Source organism: Massilia sp. 9I (assembly GCF_902506415.1).
Classification (GTDB): Bacteria; Pseudomonadota; Gammaproteobacteria; order Burkholderiales; family Burkholderiaceae_D; genus Telluria.
The window spans coordinates 5018767-5033366 of the sequence record NZ_LR733275.1; the positions used below are offsets into that span (position 1 = coordinate 5018767).

The window sequence follows — 14600 nt, forward strand, 5'->3', positions numbered from 1 at the left end:
GCTCCACCGTTCGCGATGAAACGTCTACGCCAGGCTTTTTCCAGGTATGGGGCACGCTGGGCGCTCGGTTTGCTCCTGACCCTGGCCGCAGTGCTGTACATCTGGGGTTACTGGAGCAGCCATAGCGTCGAGCGCCAGGACACGATCATCGCCGACATGCGCTTGCGGCTCGAGCCCTACGAGCTCGAGCCTGCCATCGTCATCGTCGACATCGACAGCAAGAGCCTGACCGAGGTCGGGCGCTTCCCCTGGAGCCGCAACGTGATGGCCAGGCTGGTCGACCAGTTGACCCGTCACTACGAGGTGGGCGTCGTCGGCTTCGACGTCTCTTTCCCTGAGCCGGACACGAGTTCCGGCTACGAGGTGCTGGAGCGCCTGGCTACCCGTGAGCTCAAGGACGTCGGCGCGTTGCAGGAGCAGCTCGGCAAACTCAAGCCAACACTCGACTACGACGGTCTGTTTGCGCAGTCGCTGCAGGGGCATCCGGTCGTGCTCGGCTTTAACATCTCGGACAAGCAAGTGAAGGGCGTACTGCCCGCGCCCCTGTTCACTACCGAATTCCTGAACGGCCGCGAAGGCACGGCCGTTACCAGCACCGGCTACGAGGCCAACATCGCGCGCCTGCAGCAGGCTGCTGCCGGTGCAGGCGTGTTCACGGCGATGCCGGACCCGGACGGGCTGGTGCGTTCCTCGCCGGTGCTGTTCCGGATCGGCGATGCATACCATCCTTCGCTGTCGCTGGCCACCATGGCAGCCTTCCTCGACGCCTATGCGGTCAAGCCGGTCCTCGAGACGACCAATGACGAAATGTCGCAGTCCGAACTCGATGCCTCGGGATTCGACACCATCCAGCTGTTCACCCGCAAGGCCGGTAGGGTCGCCTTCCCGGTCGGCTACGGCATGGTGTCCACCGTGCAGTTCCGCGGCCCCGGCGGCCCCGAAGGCGGGGCCTTCCGCTACGTGTCCGCCGCCGATGTCCTGGCGGGCAGGGCGCCAAAGGAAGTGCTGGAAGGTGCGATCGTCCTGGTCGGCACCACGGCTCCCGGCCTGCAGGACCTGCGGGCCACGCCAGTCAATGCCCAATATCCCGGGGTCGAGATCCACGCCAATATGATCAAGTCGATGCTGGATGGCCGCTTCAAGACGCGCCCGGACTACGCCGCGGCGATCGAAGCCGCCTTGGCCGTCGCGGTCGGCTTGCTGCTCACCTTCGCCTTGCCGGCGCTGGCGCCCGCCTGGTCGGTGCTGCTCGCGTCCACCGTTTTCATCGCCTGCGGCTGGCTGAACTACTACGCCTACAGCCAGCACGACCTGGTGCTGAACGTCTTCATCTGCCTGCTCCTGATCGGCACCCTGTTCGTGCTGAACCTCGCCTGGGGCTACTTCTTCGAGTTCCGCAAGGGCAGGGCGCTGGTCACCCGCTTCGGCGAATACGTGGCGCCCGAGCTGGTGGAGAAGATGGCCGAGGACCCGGCAGCCTACAACATGGACGGCGAGAGCCGTGAGCTGACCGTCATGTTCGTCGACGTGCGCGGCTTCACCACCATCTCCGAAGGCCTGAGTCCAAAGGAGCTGCGCGAGTACATCAACCTGTATCTCACCGCGATGTCCGAGGACATCCGCTCCAGCCACCAGGGCACGCTCGACAAGTACATCGGCGACGCCGTGATGGCCTTCTGGGGCGCGCCGGTCAGCTTCCCCGACCACGCCAGCCGCGCGGTGGCGACCTCGCTCCTGATGCAGGCCAGCGCGGCGCGCCTGAACCGCGACTTCCTGGCGCGCGGCTGGCCGGAACTCAAGATCGGCATCGGCCTGAACTCTGGCCTGATGCACGTCGGCGACATGGGATCGAAAATCCGCCGCGCCTATACCGTGATGGGTGACGCCGTGAACCTGGGCTCGCGCCTGGAGGGCATCACCAAGGTGTATGGCGTCGGCATCGCGGTCGGGATCGCGACGCGCGTGGCAGCGCCGGAATTCGTCTACCGCGAACTCGACCTGGTGCGGGTGAAAGGCAAGAACGAACCGGTGGCGATCTTCGAGCCGCTCGGCAGACCGGCCGAGCTGTCACCTCCCGTGCTCGAGGAACTGGCGCAGTGGGATGCCGCGCTGGCACTGGTGCGCTCACAGCAGTGGGACGCGGCCCAGCAGGCCATCGAGGCCCTGGCGGCCGCCCATCCAGAGCGCGGCCTGTATGCCCTCTATCTGGAGCGCATCGCTCACTACCGCGCCCATCCGCCGGGCGCCAACTGGGACGGCGTGACCACCTTCGACACGAAGTAATTTTATGCGTGGCAGGTGTGTCGTTCAAACAACGGAATAGCCGGGGCATTCCCCCTTCCCATGGGGGAAGTTTCTCCTCCTGCCGCAATTTTTCTCCATTGCAACAAAAAGCTCGATAAACTGCCCGTCGAGCATGGGTGTCTCCCTCGCAGATTCATAAGACAACCTTATAAAAACAACAATCTATAAAGCAAATCCGATGAAACAACGCTTTGCGCGCCTGCTTGCAGGCTCAGTGCTGGCCATGGCCGTCAGCGGCGCCTGGGGGCAGGAACCTGCCCCTACCGACGACATCGTCCGCTTCGAGATCAGCCGCTTCGAGGTGAGCGGCAACACGCTGCTGTCGGCCGCCGAGGTCGACGCGGCGGTGGCGCCGTTTACCGGCAAGGGCCGCGACTTCGGCGACGTCCAGCGCGCGCTGGAAAGCCTGGAGGCGCTGTACCACGCGCGCGGCTACAACGTGGTGACGGTGCAGCTGCCGGAGCAGGAGCTCAATGGCGGCGTGGTGCGCCTGAACGTACAACAGACCAAGATCGGCAAGGTCAAGGTCGAAGGCAACCGCGCCTTTGGCGTGGATAACATCCGGCGCAGTCTGCCGGCCCTGCGCGAAGGCGAGACCCCGAACCTGAGCCGCGTATCCGCCAACCTGAAGCTGGCCAACGAGAATCCGGCCAAGAAGGTCAAGCTGAGCCTGGGCAGCGGCGCGCTTGACGACACCGTGGACGCACGCGTCGAGGTGGTCGACGAGAGCCCCTGGACCGTGATGGCCAACTTCGACAATACCGGCACCCGCGAGACCGGCCGCACCCACGCCGGCGTGGTGCTGCAGCATGCGAACCTGTGGGGGCGCGACCATGTCGCCAGCCTGCAGTACACCACCACGGTGGAAGAGCCTTCGCAGGTCGCCGTCTGGGGCCTGGGCTACCACGTGCCGCTATACGCGCAAGGTGCGGCACTCGACCTGTACGCCAGCTATTCGGACGTCGATTCGGGCGTGGTCACGGCCGGCCTGTTCGACCTGGCCGTGAGCGGCCGCGGCGCCGTCTACGGCGCGCGCTATGCGAAGGTGCTGGACAAGCGCAGCCTGGGTGGACGCGAGCTCGAAGGGCGCTTCATCGTCGGCCTGGAAGTGAAGGCCTACAAGAACAGCGTCCTGTTCTACAACCAGAACTTCGGCAACGACGTCACCGTGCGGCCGCTGAGCATCGGCTACCAGGGCCGCGTGGCGCTCGACCAGGGCGAAGCCAACTTCGCGGCGACCCTGCTGCGCAACATCCCGGGCGGCTCGCGCGGATCGCAGGAAGACTTCAACGCCGCACGCGCGGGCGCCAAGGCGGGCTACAGCGCGCTGCGCCTGGCCGCGGCCTGGAGCCGCGCGCTCGGCGCCAGCGACTGGGTCGGCCGCCTGATTGCCAACGGCCAGTACTCGCCGGATGCGCTGGTGCCGGGCGAGCAGTTCGGCGCCGGCGGTTCGACCAGCGTGCGCGGCTTCGACGAACGCGCGCTGGCGGCCGATTCCGGCCTGGGCCTGAACCTGGAAGCCTATACCCCGAATTTCTGCAGCAAGAGCGGCTGGCAATGCCGCCTGGTCGGCTTCTACGACACCGCCTACGGCAAGCGCAACAAGGCGCTGCCGGGTGAACTGCGCAGCACCACGATCGCCGGCGCCGGCGTCGGCCTGCGCTTCTCGGTAGGCAGCGCGGTCAACCTGCAGCTGGATTACGGCAAGGTTGTGAAAGAGGGTGCCCTGGGCGGCACCGACAAGGACAGGCTGCACGTGCGCGTCGGCCTGGCCTACTAGGAGAGCATGAAATGAGGAACGGACTTATTCGCTTCAAGACAGCGGCGCTCTGCGTCGCCGCCTGCTTTGGCGCCGGCTTGAACGCGGCCCAGGCCGCCCCCACGCTGCCGAAGGTGGTGGCGGGGCAGGCCACTTTCTCCCAGGACGGCAACGTGTTCTCGATCACGAACACGCCGGGCACGATCATCAACTGGCAGAGCTTCTCGGTGAACGCCGGGGAGATCACCCGCTTCATCCAGCAGAGCAGCGACAGTGCGGTCCTGAACCGCATTGTCGGCCAGGACCCGAGCCGCATCCTCGGCGCGCTGCAGTCGAACGGCAAGGTCTTCCTGATCAACCCGAACGGCGTGATCTTCGGCCAGAACGCGCGCGTGGACGTGAACGGCCTGGTGGCCTCGACGCTGAACATGAGCGACGCCGACTTCCTGGCCGGGAAGAAGAATTTCACTGCCGGTCCGAACGCCGGCAGCGTGCGTAATGAAGGCGCGATCACGACGCCGAATGGCGGCAAGGTCTTCCTGGTCGCGCCGAACGTCGAGAACACCGGCATCATCTCGGCGCCTAACGGCGACGTGGTGCTGGCGGCCGGCCGCAGCGTGCAGCTGGTCGACTCCAGCAATCCCGACCTGACCGTGGTCGTGTCGGCGCCGACGGACCAGGCCATCAACCTGGGCCAGGTCGTCGCGAGCGGTGGCCGCATCGGCATCTACGGCGCCCTGGTGAACCAGCGCGGCGTGGTCAACGCCAACAGCGCGGTGGTGGGCCAGGACGGCAAGATCGTCCTGAAGGCGAGCAAGGAAGCCGCGCTCGAACACGGCAGCATCACTAGCGCCACGGGCGCGGGCAAGGGCGGCGACGTCCAGCTGCTGGGCGAGCGCGTGGCCCTGAGCGGCAATGCGCAGGTCGATGCCAGCGGCGTGACTGGTGGCGGCACCGTGCTGGTGGGCGGCGACTACCAGGGCAAGAACGCGGCGCTGCCGAACGCGCAGCAGACCAGCTTCGGCAAGGACGCCAGCATCCGCGCCGACGCGACGACCAGCGGCAACGGCGGCAAGGTCGTGCTGTGGTCGGACGGCGCCACCGCCGCCGGCGGCAGCATCTCGGCGCGCGGCGCCGGCGCCGGCAACGGCGGCCTGGTCGAGACCTCGGGCCGCCAGCTCGGCCTCGACGGCATCCGCGTGGACGCGGCCGGCGGCAAGGGCGGACGTACCGGCACCTGGCTGATCGACCCGACCAATATCGAGGTGTCCGCCGGCGGCAGCGCGACCGATACCACCTACATCACGGCGGCCACCCTGACCGGGACCAATGCCGACATCGTCCTGCAGGCGACCAAGAACATCGACATCAAGCAGGACATCACTACTTCGCACAACGTGCGCGCCGAGGCGGGCGACGTGCTGACCGTCGCCGCCGCCGTGACCTCGACGGCAGGCAATATCGACCTGCGCGCGAACAACCGCATCAACCTGGCGGCGGGCAGCCTGCTTTCCAGTCCGAACTACATCGACCTGAAGTCCAACCGGATGACGCTCACCGGCAGTATTGGCGGTGTCAACAGCGTGCTCCCGGTGATCTCGTTCAACCCGTTCGACAACGATCGCGGCATTCTGCTGCGGGGCACCGCACCGGACTGGGCGCTGGGCCTGGATCCGCAGCGCCTCGGTAGCTTCGGCGCCTACGAGATCAACATCGGCAGCAGCGCCCATAATGGTCTGATCAGCATCGACCAGGAACTGCGCATGGCCGGCAACCTGGTCATCGATACCAGGAACTCGATCAACATCAACGCGCCGGTGACCCTGACCGGCGCCAACAGCCAGTTCGTCGGCACCCTGCACGAGTCCTTCGGCTCCGGTGCATCGGTCACCACGAGCGGTGTACTCACTGCCAACAAGATCAGCATTCTCGGCGCAGACCAAACGCAGATTTCTGGCGAGATCAAGGGCGCCGACATCGCCATCACGGCGGCCAGCGGCGGCATCCAGATTCGCCGCAACCCCTACGATACCGAGGGGACTTCGCTGAGCACCCGAATTGAAGCCAGCAAGTCGCTGAGCCTGCGCGCCGAGGGTGAGCTTTACCAGGAGAGCGGCACCCTGGTGAAAGCACCATCCCTGGTGGTAGAAGGCAACAGCGTCGAGATGCTGGGCGTGAACCAGGTCGGCACGCTGGCCGGCAGGGCCACTGGCGACGAGGAACAAAAGGGCATGAGCTTCCACTGGACCGGCGCCTTGAAGGTTGGCACGGTGGACGGCGTCTCCGGGCTGCAGTCGGCCCATGGCCTGACGCTGGTCGGCGGTGGCCTGACCGCCGACGCCAACATCGAGGCCAGCAAGACCCTGGAGATCGATGCCGCGTCGATCGGCGGTAGCGGCATCTTCCGGGCCGACACCCTGCGCCTGAACTCGCGCGGCGGCATCGGTTCCACCACCAGCGCGCTGCGCACCAGCACCAGCACGCTGTCGGCCGTGAACACCGCAAGCGGCGCCGCTCCGATCAACATCCTGAACGACCGCATCCTTGTCGTCGACGACGCGGTGCAGGCGGGCGAAGCCAATGCCGGCGCGATCTCGATCGAGACCAGCGGCGGCCTGACCGTGTCCGAGACGACCGGCGAGAAGCAGGGCGTGCACACCGGCAGCGGCAACATCCGCCTGGTCACCCACAGCCCGCTCACCATCGAAGGCCGGGTCACCACCGAGAGCGGCAACGTGACCCTGGTCGCGGCCGACAACGGCCCGCTCACGATCCGTGGCGGCGGCCTGGTGAAATCGACCTCGGGCAGCGTCAGCCTCACCGGCGGCACCGTACGCTATCCGGTCGGCAGCGTGCAGGTGTCCGACCTGAGCAAACTGTCGTCTACCGAGACCAAGCCGGAGACGAAACCCGATCCGACGCCGCCGCTCGACTCCTGCATCAGCAATCCGAATACCTCGGGCTGCGGCGGCGTGCTCGAACAGGCAAAGCGCGACTGTATCGCGACCCCGGACACGGCCCAGTGCCGCGCCGTGCTGCCGCAGCCGCAGACTTGCCGCGACGACCCGACCAAGCTCGGTTGCGGCGCAGTGCTGGTGCGCGAGTGTATCGCAACGCCGAAGGCGCCTGGCTGCGGCGCCATCCTGCCGACCTACGAAGCCTGCTCGGCCGCGCCGGCCACGTACGGCTGCGCGCCGGTGATCGCCGAGCGCCAGGCGATCGACGCCTGCATTGCCAATCCCAAGGGACCAGGCTGCGCCAGCACCCTTCCGCAATACCAGGTGTGCGCAAGCGCGCCGACCACCTACGGTTGCGCGCCGGTGATCGCCGAGCGCCAGGCCCTGGACGCCTGTATCGCCAATCCCAAAGGCGCGGGCTGCGCCAGTACGCTGCCGCAATACGAGGTGTGCGCTTCGGCGCCCACCACCTATGGATGCGCCCCAGTGATCGCCGAGCGCCGGGCCCTCGACGCCTGCATCGCCAATCCAAAGGCGCCGGGTTGCGGTGCGACGCTGCCACAATACGAAGTCTGCGCGAGCGCGCCGGCCACCTATGGCTGCGCGCCGGTGATCGCCGAGCGCGACGCCATCACCGCCTGCATCAAGAACCCGACCGCGGGCGGCTGCGGCGAGACCCTGCCGCCGCTGGCGACCTGCCGCGCCAACGCAGGCATCTACGGCTGCGTGCCGGTGATCGAACGCGCCGAGTTCCTGGCCTGCGTCGCCAACCCGACCGCCGGCGGCTGCGCGGCGCGTCTGCCGGCCCTGTCGGTCTGCAAGGTGAGCCCGGGCCAGGAAGGCTGCGCCCAGGTGATCCAGGTGACCTTCAACGCCTGCCTGGTGAACCCGAACGATGCGTCCTGCACCGGCATCCTGCCGACGCTGTCGCAGTGCGTGAACAACAAGACCACGGCCGGTTGCCAGGTGGTGCTGCCGACCCTGCAGCAGTGCATCGGCAGCCCGACCCTGCAGGGCTGCTCGGTGCAGCTGCCGAAGCTGGAGCAGTGCGCCGTGAATCCGAACACGGAAGGCTGCGTGGCGGTGCTGCCGAAGCCCGATTTCTGCAGCACGCACCCGAGCGACCCGACCTGCCAGATCTTCAACCCGAACCCGGGTTCCGGTGGCGGCGATGCCAAGAGGCCGGTGAGCGAGGCGCAGCAGGCCGTGGTCACCCTGGTCAATACGGCCAAGCCGGCGACCAAATCCGGCGCCCCTGACGGTGGCGGCGCCAGCGGCGGTGGCGGCGGCAGCGCCGACGGCGGCAAACCGGCCGACAAGTCGGAGAATCAGGCCGGACCGGCCGCAGGTACGAACTCTGGAGTAAAGAATGAAAAGCCAGCCACAAAAATGTACTGCAACTAAGCCGCTTGGGCGGGCGCTGGGCGCGCTGCTGTTCGCGGCCCTGCTCTCGGTCGGCAATGCCGCCTGGGCCGCGCAGGTCGCCGGCATGGTCGCGCGCCTGAGCGGCCCGCTGATGGCGAAGAAGGCGGACGGCAGCGTCAAGGTGCTGGCGCTGCGTTCCGAGATCGAAAGCGGCGATACCCTGGTGTCGGAAAAGAACACCTACGCGCAGATCAAGTTCATCGACAACAGCGAGATCACCCTGCGTCCCGGCACCACCTTCAAGGTCGAGAACTTCTCGTTCGACGAGGGCAAGCCGGAAGCGGACAACGCCAGCTACAGCCTGGTGAAGGGCGGGCTGCGTTCGATCACCGGCTTGATGGGCAAGCGCAACAAGGAGAAGTTCTCGCTGAAAACCCCGAACGCGACCATCGGCATCCGCGGCACCACCTTCGTGGTGCAATACGTGGGAGCCGATGCAGGGGGCATCCCGACCCCAGGCGGTCGCGCTGCAGCGCCCGCACTGCCGCCCGGCCTGCACGTGTCGGTAAGCGAGGGAGCGATCATCGTCACCAACAATGGAGGTTCGCTCGGCTTCCAGGCCGGCCAGTTCGGCTATGTGCCGAGCATGACCCAGCCGCCGGTGATCGTGCCGAGCAACCCGGGCCTGCAGTTCACGCCGCCGCCGACCTTCGAGACCGGCACGGTCGGCCCGGTGGCCAGCAACGGCGCCAAGCCGGACAACAGCGTCGACTGCGTCGTACGCTGAGCAAAGAGCGCTTCAAGACAAGCCCCGTGAGCGACAGCCGCGGGGCTTTTTCAATTCAGGAACGCTGGGCGCGGGCGCGCGCCAGCAGCAGTTCGCGCTCGCGGCCGTTGGCGGTCATGGCGGCGGCGCGTTCGAATTCCAGGCGCGCTTCATCCAGCCGCCCGAGCTTGGACAGCAGGTCGGCGCGCACGCTCGGCAGCCAGTGGTAGCCGGCCAGCTTGCCGCTAAGGGCCAGCGCATCGGCCAGCGCCAGGCCGGCGGCGGGACCCTCGGCCATGCCGATCGCCACCGCACGATTGAGTTCGACCACCGGCGAGGGCTGGACCTGGGCCAGCTCGCCGTAGAGTAGGGCGATGGCGTGCCAGTCGGTGTCCGCCGCGACGTGGGCGCGCGCGTGGCAGGCCGCGATCTCGGCCTGCAGGACGTAGGGGCCGCGCGGTTGCTCCAGGCGCGCCGCGCGTTCCAGCGCAGCCAGGCCACGCCGTAGCAGGACGCCGTCCCAGCGCGAGCGGTCCTGGTCGAGCAGCAGCACCGGACGGCCTTCGTTATCCAAGCGCGCGCCCATGCGCGAGGCCTGCAGTTCCATCAGCGCCACCAGGCCGTGCGCTTCCGGCTCGGCGGGCGCCAGTTCGGCCAGCATGCGCCCCAGCCGTAGGGCCTCGTCTGCGAGGTCGCGGCGCATCCAGTCCTCGCCCGCGGTGGCGGTATAGCCTTCGTTGAAGATCAGGTAGACCGCTTCCAGCACCGCGCCGAGGCGCTCGCCGAGCTCCTGCGGCGGCGGCAGCTCGAAGGGCACTTTGGCGTCACCCAGCGTGCGCTTGGCGCGCACGATGCGCTGGGCCATGGTCGCTTCCGGCACCAGGAAGGCGCGCGCGATCTCCTGGGTCGACAGGCCACCCAAGAGCTTGAGCGTGAGCGCCAGGCGGGCGTCCAGCGAGAGCACCGGGTGGCAGGCGGTGAACATCAGGCGCAGCAGGTCGTCGCCGATGACGTCGTTGCGCGCGGCGTCCATGCGGTCCACTAAATCGGGCACAAAATCGGGCACAAGCAGCGCCTCCTGGGCTTCGAGGTCGAGCCCGATCTGTTCCAGTTTCTGCTGGAGCACGCGATCGCGCCGCAGGCGGTCGAGCGCGGCATGCTTGGCCGTGGTCGTCAGCCAGGCGCCCGGGTTGTCCGGGATGCCCTGCGACGGCCAGTGCTCGAGGGCCGACACCAGGGCATCCTGCGCCAGCTCCTCGGCCAGGCCGACGTCGCGCACCATGCGCGCAACGACGGCCACGATCTTGGCCGACTCGATGCGCCAGACGGCGGCGATGCTGCGTTCGACCTGATTGTCCATCAGATGGCGGCGTCGGCGGCTGCGTCTTCTGCCTGCTGGGGCATGCTTTCCATGTACACCAGCTCCCACATATGGCCGTCCAGGTCTTCGAAACCGTGCTGGTACATGAAGCCATGGTCCTTCGGCGGATTCGGCCAGCTGCCGCCAGCCGCCTTCGCCTTATTGGCCATGTCGTCGACGGCGGCGCGGCTGTCGCAGGACAGGCAGAGCAGCACTTCGGTGCTTCTCTTCGCATCCGAGATCGCCTTGGGCGTGAAGCCCTTGAAGAAGGGCTCCGTCAGCAGCATCACGTAGATGGTGTCGCTGACGACGACGCAAGCGCCGTCCGCATTGGTGAACTGGGGGTTGCAGGAAAAGCCCAGGGCGTTGAAGAAGGCTTTGCTGCGGTCGAGGTCCTTGACCGGGAGGTTGACGAAGATCTGGCGGCTCATGGCGCTATCCTTTTTCTCGAGAGGGCATCAATGCGGCAGGTCGGCCGCTTCGTACAGCTGGCGTACTTCGATCGCGGCATCGGCGAACTCGCCGTGCGGGGCGGGGAAGCGGCGCGACCACTCCATTGCTTCCTCGCGCGAACGCACCTGGATCAGGGTGTAGCCGGCGATCAGCTCCTTGGTCTCGGCAAACGGCCCGTCGGTGGCGCTGCGCCGGCCTTCCTGGTAACGGATACGCCAGCCGTCGCTGCTCGGTCGCAGGCCGTTGGCGTCCAGCAGGACGCCGGCCCTGGCCAGCTCCTGGTGGTACTCGGCCATCGCGGCGAACAGCGGCTCGCCGGGGAAGATGCCGGCCTCCGTGTCGGCGGTGGCCTTGACGATGATCATGAAGCGCATGTCGGTCTCCTGGTGGTAGGGATGGAAGCATTTAGACGGCTTCCATCCGCTACGACGAGCGGAAACCTCAGGATTCGACATCGCGGCGCGAATATTATTCCGGGCCGCGCGCCTTACTGCTCGAAGCAGGGCGCCAGCGCGCGTACCTCGACCGTCGCCCATTCGGCCGCCGGGCACTGCTGCGCCAGCGCGATCGCTTCCTCGCGGGTGTCGACATTGACCAGGAAGAAGCCGCCGACCATTTCCTTGGCTTCGGCGAAGGGACCGTCGACGATCCGCGCCTTGCCCTGCGGGACTGTGACGCGCACCGCCTTGTCGGTCGATGCGAGCGATTCCGCCGCCAGCAGCAGGCCGCGGCTGCGCAGGTCCTCGCCCCAGCGCAGCATGCGGTCGTAGGTGGCGCGGCCCTCAGCTTCGTTGCGGGTGGCGCGCTGGCCGATGGGTTCGTGGATCAACAGCATGTGCGGCATCGGAATCTCTCCTGGGTGGATTGAACCCGGCTATTCTAAGCCGACTGCCGGCTTCCATCACGCTGCAGCGCGCAAAGTTTTTGCGCTGTGCCGCTGGATCCGCCAGCGCACGCCGAGCTGCACCGCCAGCGCGGCGATGGTCGCCAGCAGGAAGGACGGGCCGATCCCCTGCGCGCTCAAGGAGCTGGACAGCACCACGCAGAACACGGCGAAGGCATAGTAGCCATTGACCATACCGCGCAGCAGCGCCACTGCGAAGCCGGGGCCGCTGGTGCGGTGCGAGAAGCCCACCAGCACCGTGCTCATCACCGGAAACATCGCGAACAGGCCGGAGAGGCGCGGTCCCAGGCTGGCGGCGGCAAAGGTGACGCTCAGCGACAGCAGGGCGCCCGCCAACATGCGCCAGGGCAGGTCGCCGGCGGGCTTGCCGGCGGCGGCCTGTGCCGGGGCAGGGCCGAACAGGCGCGGCGCCAGCAGCAGGGCCACTAGGACGGCAATGAAACCGGCCCACAGCGGCAGCGAGACGGAAGTGAGCACCAGCACGGCCAGCGCGTAGGTGAGCAGGGCGGCCGTCATGGCGCGCGGCATGCCGAGGTGGGCGCAGCGCGCGTAGGCGATGCTGAAGACCAGGATGGCCAGCACGGCCAGCAGGGTATTGGCGCTGGCGCTGGCGGCAAAAGTCGCGCCCTGTTCGAGCGCGATCACCAAGAGGATCGGTCCGGCGACGATGGGAAAGGCGGACAGCCAGCCCGCCACCAATGGGCCCCAGCGGCGGCCGGCGAGGGTGACGAGGGCGATCAGGGAAGGGACGAGCAGCAGTTTAAGTAAGAAGATCATGCGAGAGGAATACAGGGCTGAAATGAAAAACGCCCGCTTTTGCAAGCGAGCGTTTTGGGGTGATGGCGAACAGGCTTACAGCACGTCGCTGGCGTGGTCCGCCAGGCGCGAGCGTTCGCCGCGCGCCAGGGTGACGTGGCCGCTGTGGCTCCAGCCCTTGAAGCGATCGACCACGTAGGTCAGGCCGCTCGAACCTTCGGTCAGATACGGCGTGTCGATCTGGGCGATATTACCCAGGCACAGGATCTTGGTGCCGGGACCGGCGCGCGTGACCAGGGTCTTCATTTGCTTCGGCGTCAGGTTCTGCGCCTCGTCGATGATGAGGAACTTGTTCACGAAAGTACGGCCACGCATGAAGTTCAGCGACTTGATCTTGATGCGCGAGCGGATCAGGTCCTGGGTCGCTGCGCGGCCCCAGTCGCCGCCGTCGCTGTCGGACTTCATCAGCACTTCGAGGTTGTCGTCGAACGCGCCCATCCACGGCGACATCTTCTCTTCCTCGGTACCCGGCAGGAAGCCGATGTCTTCGCCCACCGGCACCGTGACGCGGGTGACGATGATCTCGTTGTACTGCTTGGTCTCCAGCACTTGCGCCAGGCCGGCAGCCAGCGCCAGCAGGGTTTTACCGGTACCGGCCTGGCCCAGCAGGGTGACGAAGTCGCACTCTGGGTTCATCAAGAGGTTCAGGGCGAAGTTCTGCTCGCGGTTGCGCGCCGTGATGCCCCACACATTGTTCTTGTTGTGGCTGTAGTCGCGCAGGGTCTGGAATACGGCGGTCTTGCCGTTGATCTGCTTCACCTGGCCATAGAAGGGCGCTTCGCCATTCTGCGGTTCGATGAACACGAACTGGTTCACCAGCAGGGTCGGAATCACGGGACCGGTCACGCGGTAATAGGTGGCCGAGTTGCCGTTCTTGTTTTCCTGCCAGGACTCCATGTCCTTGCCGTGCTTGTTCCAGAAATCGTCCGGCAGCTGGACGATGCCCGAGTACAGCAGGTCGGTGTCTTCCAGCACGTGGTCGTTGAAGTAATCCTCGGCCGGCAGGCCCAGCGCACGCGCCTTGATGCGCATGTTGATGTCCTTCGACACCAGCACGATTGCGCGGCCTTCCATCTTGTCTTCCAGCGCGCGCACCACGCCCAGGATCTGGTTGTCGGCCTTGCCCGACGGCAGGCCTTCCGGCAGCGGGGCGGCGTCGACATTGGTCTGGAAGTACAGGCGCCCGCGTGCATCCTTGTTGCCCAGCTTGGCCAGCGGGATGCCGGATTCGATGGCGTCGTCGTCGACGTTGGCGATCAGGGCGTCCAGCGTGCGCGCCACCTGGCGGGCATTGCGCGCGACTTCCGACATCCCTTTCTTGTGATTGTCGAGCTCTTCCAGCGTCATCATCGGCAGGTAGACGTCGTGTTCCTCGAAGCGGAACAGCGAGGTCGGGTCATGCATCAGCACATTGGTGTCGAGCACGAAGACCTTGCCGGCGCCGGCCCTGTCGGCCTTGCGGCTGGTGGAGGACTTGACGGTGACTTCGACCGGCTTGTGCTTGACCGGATGCGGCTGGTCGGCGTCCGTTTCGCGAAGACGCGCACCGGCGCCGTCCTTCGACTTGCGCGCCGGGCCCTTGGCCAGCGGCGCTTCGCCCGTGGGCGCTTCGGCAGCGGGAGTATTGACGGTGTTGACCGGCGCGGTGCCGGTGATGCCGGCGGCGGCGTCATTCGCGGCCGGGGCGGCGGCCTTGGTCTTGCGCGCCTTGCTCGCCTTCGGCGACGCGACGGCCTGGCCGCTGATCAGTTCTTCGAGGTCGGCGTCGGCCTTGGCGGACGCCGGGCGCACGGGCGACTTGCCCGGTTCGGCTTTCGGATAATCTTTTGCCAGCAGCATGGTCGCTGGCTTGCTAGGCATTTTTGGCAGTGGCATCAGGTTCTCGATTCGAAAAAGTTCTTGGATGGACGCGCAGG

At 66.9% G+C, this 14600-nt stretch carries 10 protein-coding genes; 4 read left to right on the forward strand and 6 right to left on the reverse strand.

Features of this window, described 5'->3' with window-relative positions; genetic code table 11:
• Window positions 1-15: 15 nt before the first annotated feature.
• The 4 genes from GV068_RS22400 (at window position 16) to GV068_RS22415 (ending at window position 9172) form a co-directional block, all read left to right on the forward strand.
• Window positions 16-2283, forward strand: coding sequence for a CHASE2 domain-containing protein (locus GV068_RS22400; protein WP_159703173.1), 2268 nt, complete (start codon window positions 16-18; stop codon window positions 2281-2283).
• A gap of 199 nt (window positions 2284-2482) precedes the next feature.
• Complete coding sequence (locus GV068_RS22405) at window positions 2483-4084, forward strand: ShlB/FhaC/HecB family hemolysin secretion/activation protein (protein WP_159703176.1); 1602 nt, start codon at window positions 2483-2485, stop codon at window positions 4082-4084.
• Window positions 4085-4095: 11 nt separating this feature from the next.
• Complete coding sequence (locus GV068_RS22410) at window positions 4096-8424, forward strand: filamentous hemagglutinin N-terminal domain-containing protein (protein WP_159703179.1); 4329 nt, start codon at window positions 4096-4098, stop codon at window positions 8422-8424.
• Window positions 8390-9172 (forward strand): FecR domain-containing protein, encoded by a 783-nt coding sequence (locus GV068_RS22415; RefSeq protein WP_159703182.1) that lies wholly within the window; start codon window positions 8390-8392, stop codon window positions 9170-9172. The genes GV068_RS22410 and GV068_RS22415 overlap by 35 nt, the downstream gene beginning before the upstream one ends.
• A gap of 55 nt (window positions 9173-9227) precedes the next feature.
• On the opposite strand, the gene GV068_RS22420 is transcribed toward GV068_RS22415, so the two are convergent.
• The 6 genes from GV068_RS22420 to GV068_RS22445 form a co-directional block, all read right to left on the reverse strand.
• Window positions 9228-10511 (reverse strand): RNA polymerase sigma factor, encoded by a 1284-nt coding sequence (locus tag GV068_RS22420; RefSeq protein WP_159703185.1) that lies wholly within the window; start codon window positions 10509-10511, stop codon window positions 9228-9230.
• On the reverse strand, window positions 10511-10942 hold the full coding sequence (locus GV068_RS22425; protein WP_159703188.1) for a VOC family protein: 432 nt from the start codon (window positions 10940-10942) through the stop codon (window positions 10511-10513). Before GV068_RS22425 ends, GV068_RS22420 begins: the two co-directional genes overlap by 1 nt.
• Before the next feature lie 27 nt (window positions 10943-10969).
• Complete coding sequence (locus GV068_RS22430) at window positions 10970-11338, reverse strand: YciI family protein (RefSeq protein ID WP_159703191.1); 369 nt, start codon at window positions 11336-11338, stop codon at window positions 10970-10972.
• 113 nt (window positions 11339-11451) lie between these two features.
• The gene (locus GV068_RS22435; protein WP_159703194.1) at window positions 11452-11808 is read right to left on the reverse strand and encodes a YciI family protein; all 357 of its coding nucleotides are present in this window, start codon (window positions 11806-11808) and stop codon (window positions 11452-11454) included.
• 57 nt (window positions 11809-11865) lie between these two features.
• The gene (locus GV068_RS22440; protein WP_159703197.1) at window positions 11866-12645 is read right to left on the reverse strand and encodes a hypothetical protein; all 780 of its coding nucleotides are present in this window, start codon (window positions 12643-12645) and stop codon (window positions 11866-11868) included.
• A 75-nt stretch (window positions 12646-12720) separates the two neighbouring features.
• Window positions 12721-14559, reverse strand: coding sequence for a PhoH family protein (locus GV068_RS22445; RefSeq protein WP_159703200.1), 1839 nt, complete (start codon window positions 14557-14559; stop codon window positions 12721-12723).
• Window positions 14560-14600: the final 41 nt, after the last annotated feature.

Coding starts and splice junctions, on each gene's coding strand:
- GV068_RS22430 (WP_159703191.1), bottom strand. CDS start 11,338: ATGCGCTTCATGATCATCGTCAAGGCCACCGCCGACACGGAGGCCGGC.
- GV068_RS22410 (WP_159703179.1), top strand. CDS start 4,096: ATGAGGAACGGACTTATTCGCTTCAAGACAGCGGCGCTCTGCGTCGCC.
- GV068_RS22425 (WP_159703188.1), bottom strand. CDS start 10,942: ATGAGCCGCCAGATCTTCGTCAACCTCCCGGTCAAGGACCTCGACCGC.
- GV068_RS22415 (WP_159703182.1), top strand. CDS start 8,390: ATGAAAAGCCAGCCACAAAAATGTACTGCAACTAAGCCGCTTGGGCGG.
- GV068_RS22440 (WP_159703197.1), bottom strand. CDS start 12,645: ATGATCTTCTTACTTAAACTGCTGCTCGTCCCTTCCCTGATCGCCCTC.
- GV068_RS22405 (WP_159703176.1), top strand. CDS start 2,483: ATGAAACAACGCTTTGCGCGCCTGCTTGCAGGCTCAGTGCTGGCCATG.
- GV068_RS22420 (WP_159703185.1), bottom strand. CDS start 10,511: ATGGACAATCAGGTCGAACGCAGCATCGCCGCCGTCTGGCGCATCGAG.
- GV068_RS22400 (WP_159703173.1), top strand. CDS start 16: ATGAAACGTCTACGCCAGGCTTTTTCCAGGTATGGGGCACGCTGGGCG.
- GV068_RS22445 (WP_159703200.1), bottom strand. CDS start 14,559: ATGCCACTGCCAAAAATGCCTAGCAAGCCAGCGACCATGCTGCTGGCA.
- GV068_RS22435 (WP_159703194.1), bottom strand. CDS start 11,808: ATGCCGCACATGCTGTTGATCCACGAACCCATCGGCCAGCGCGCCACC.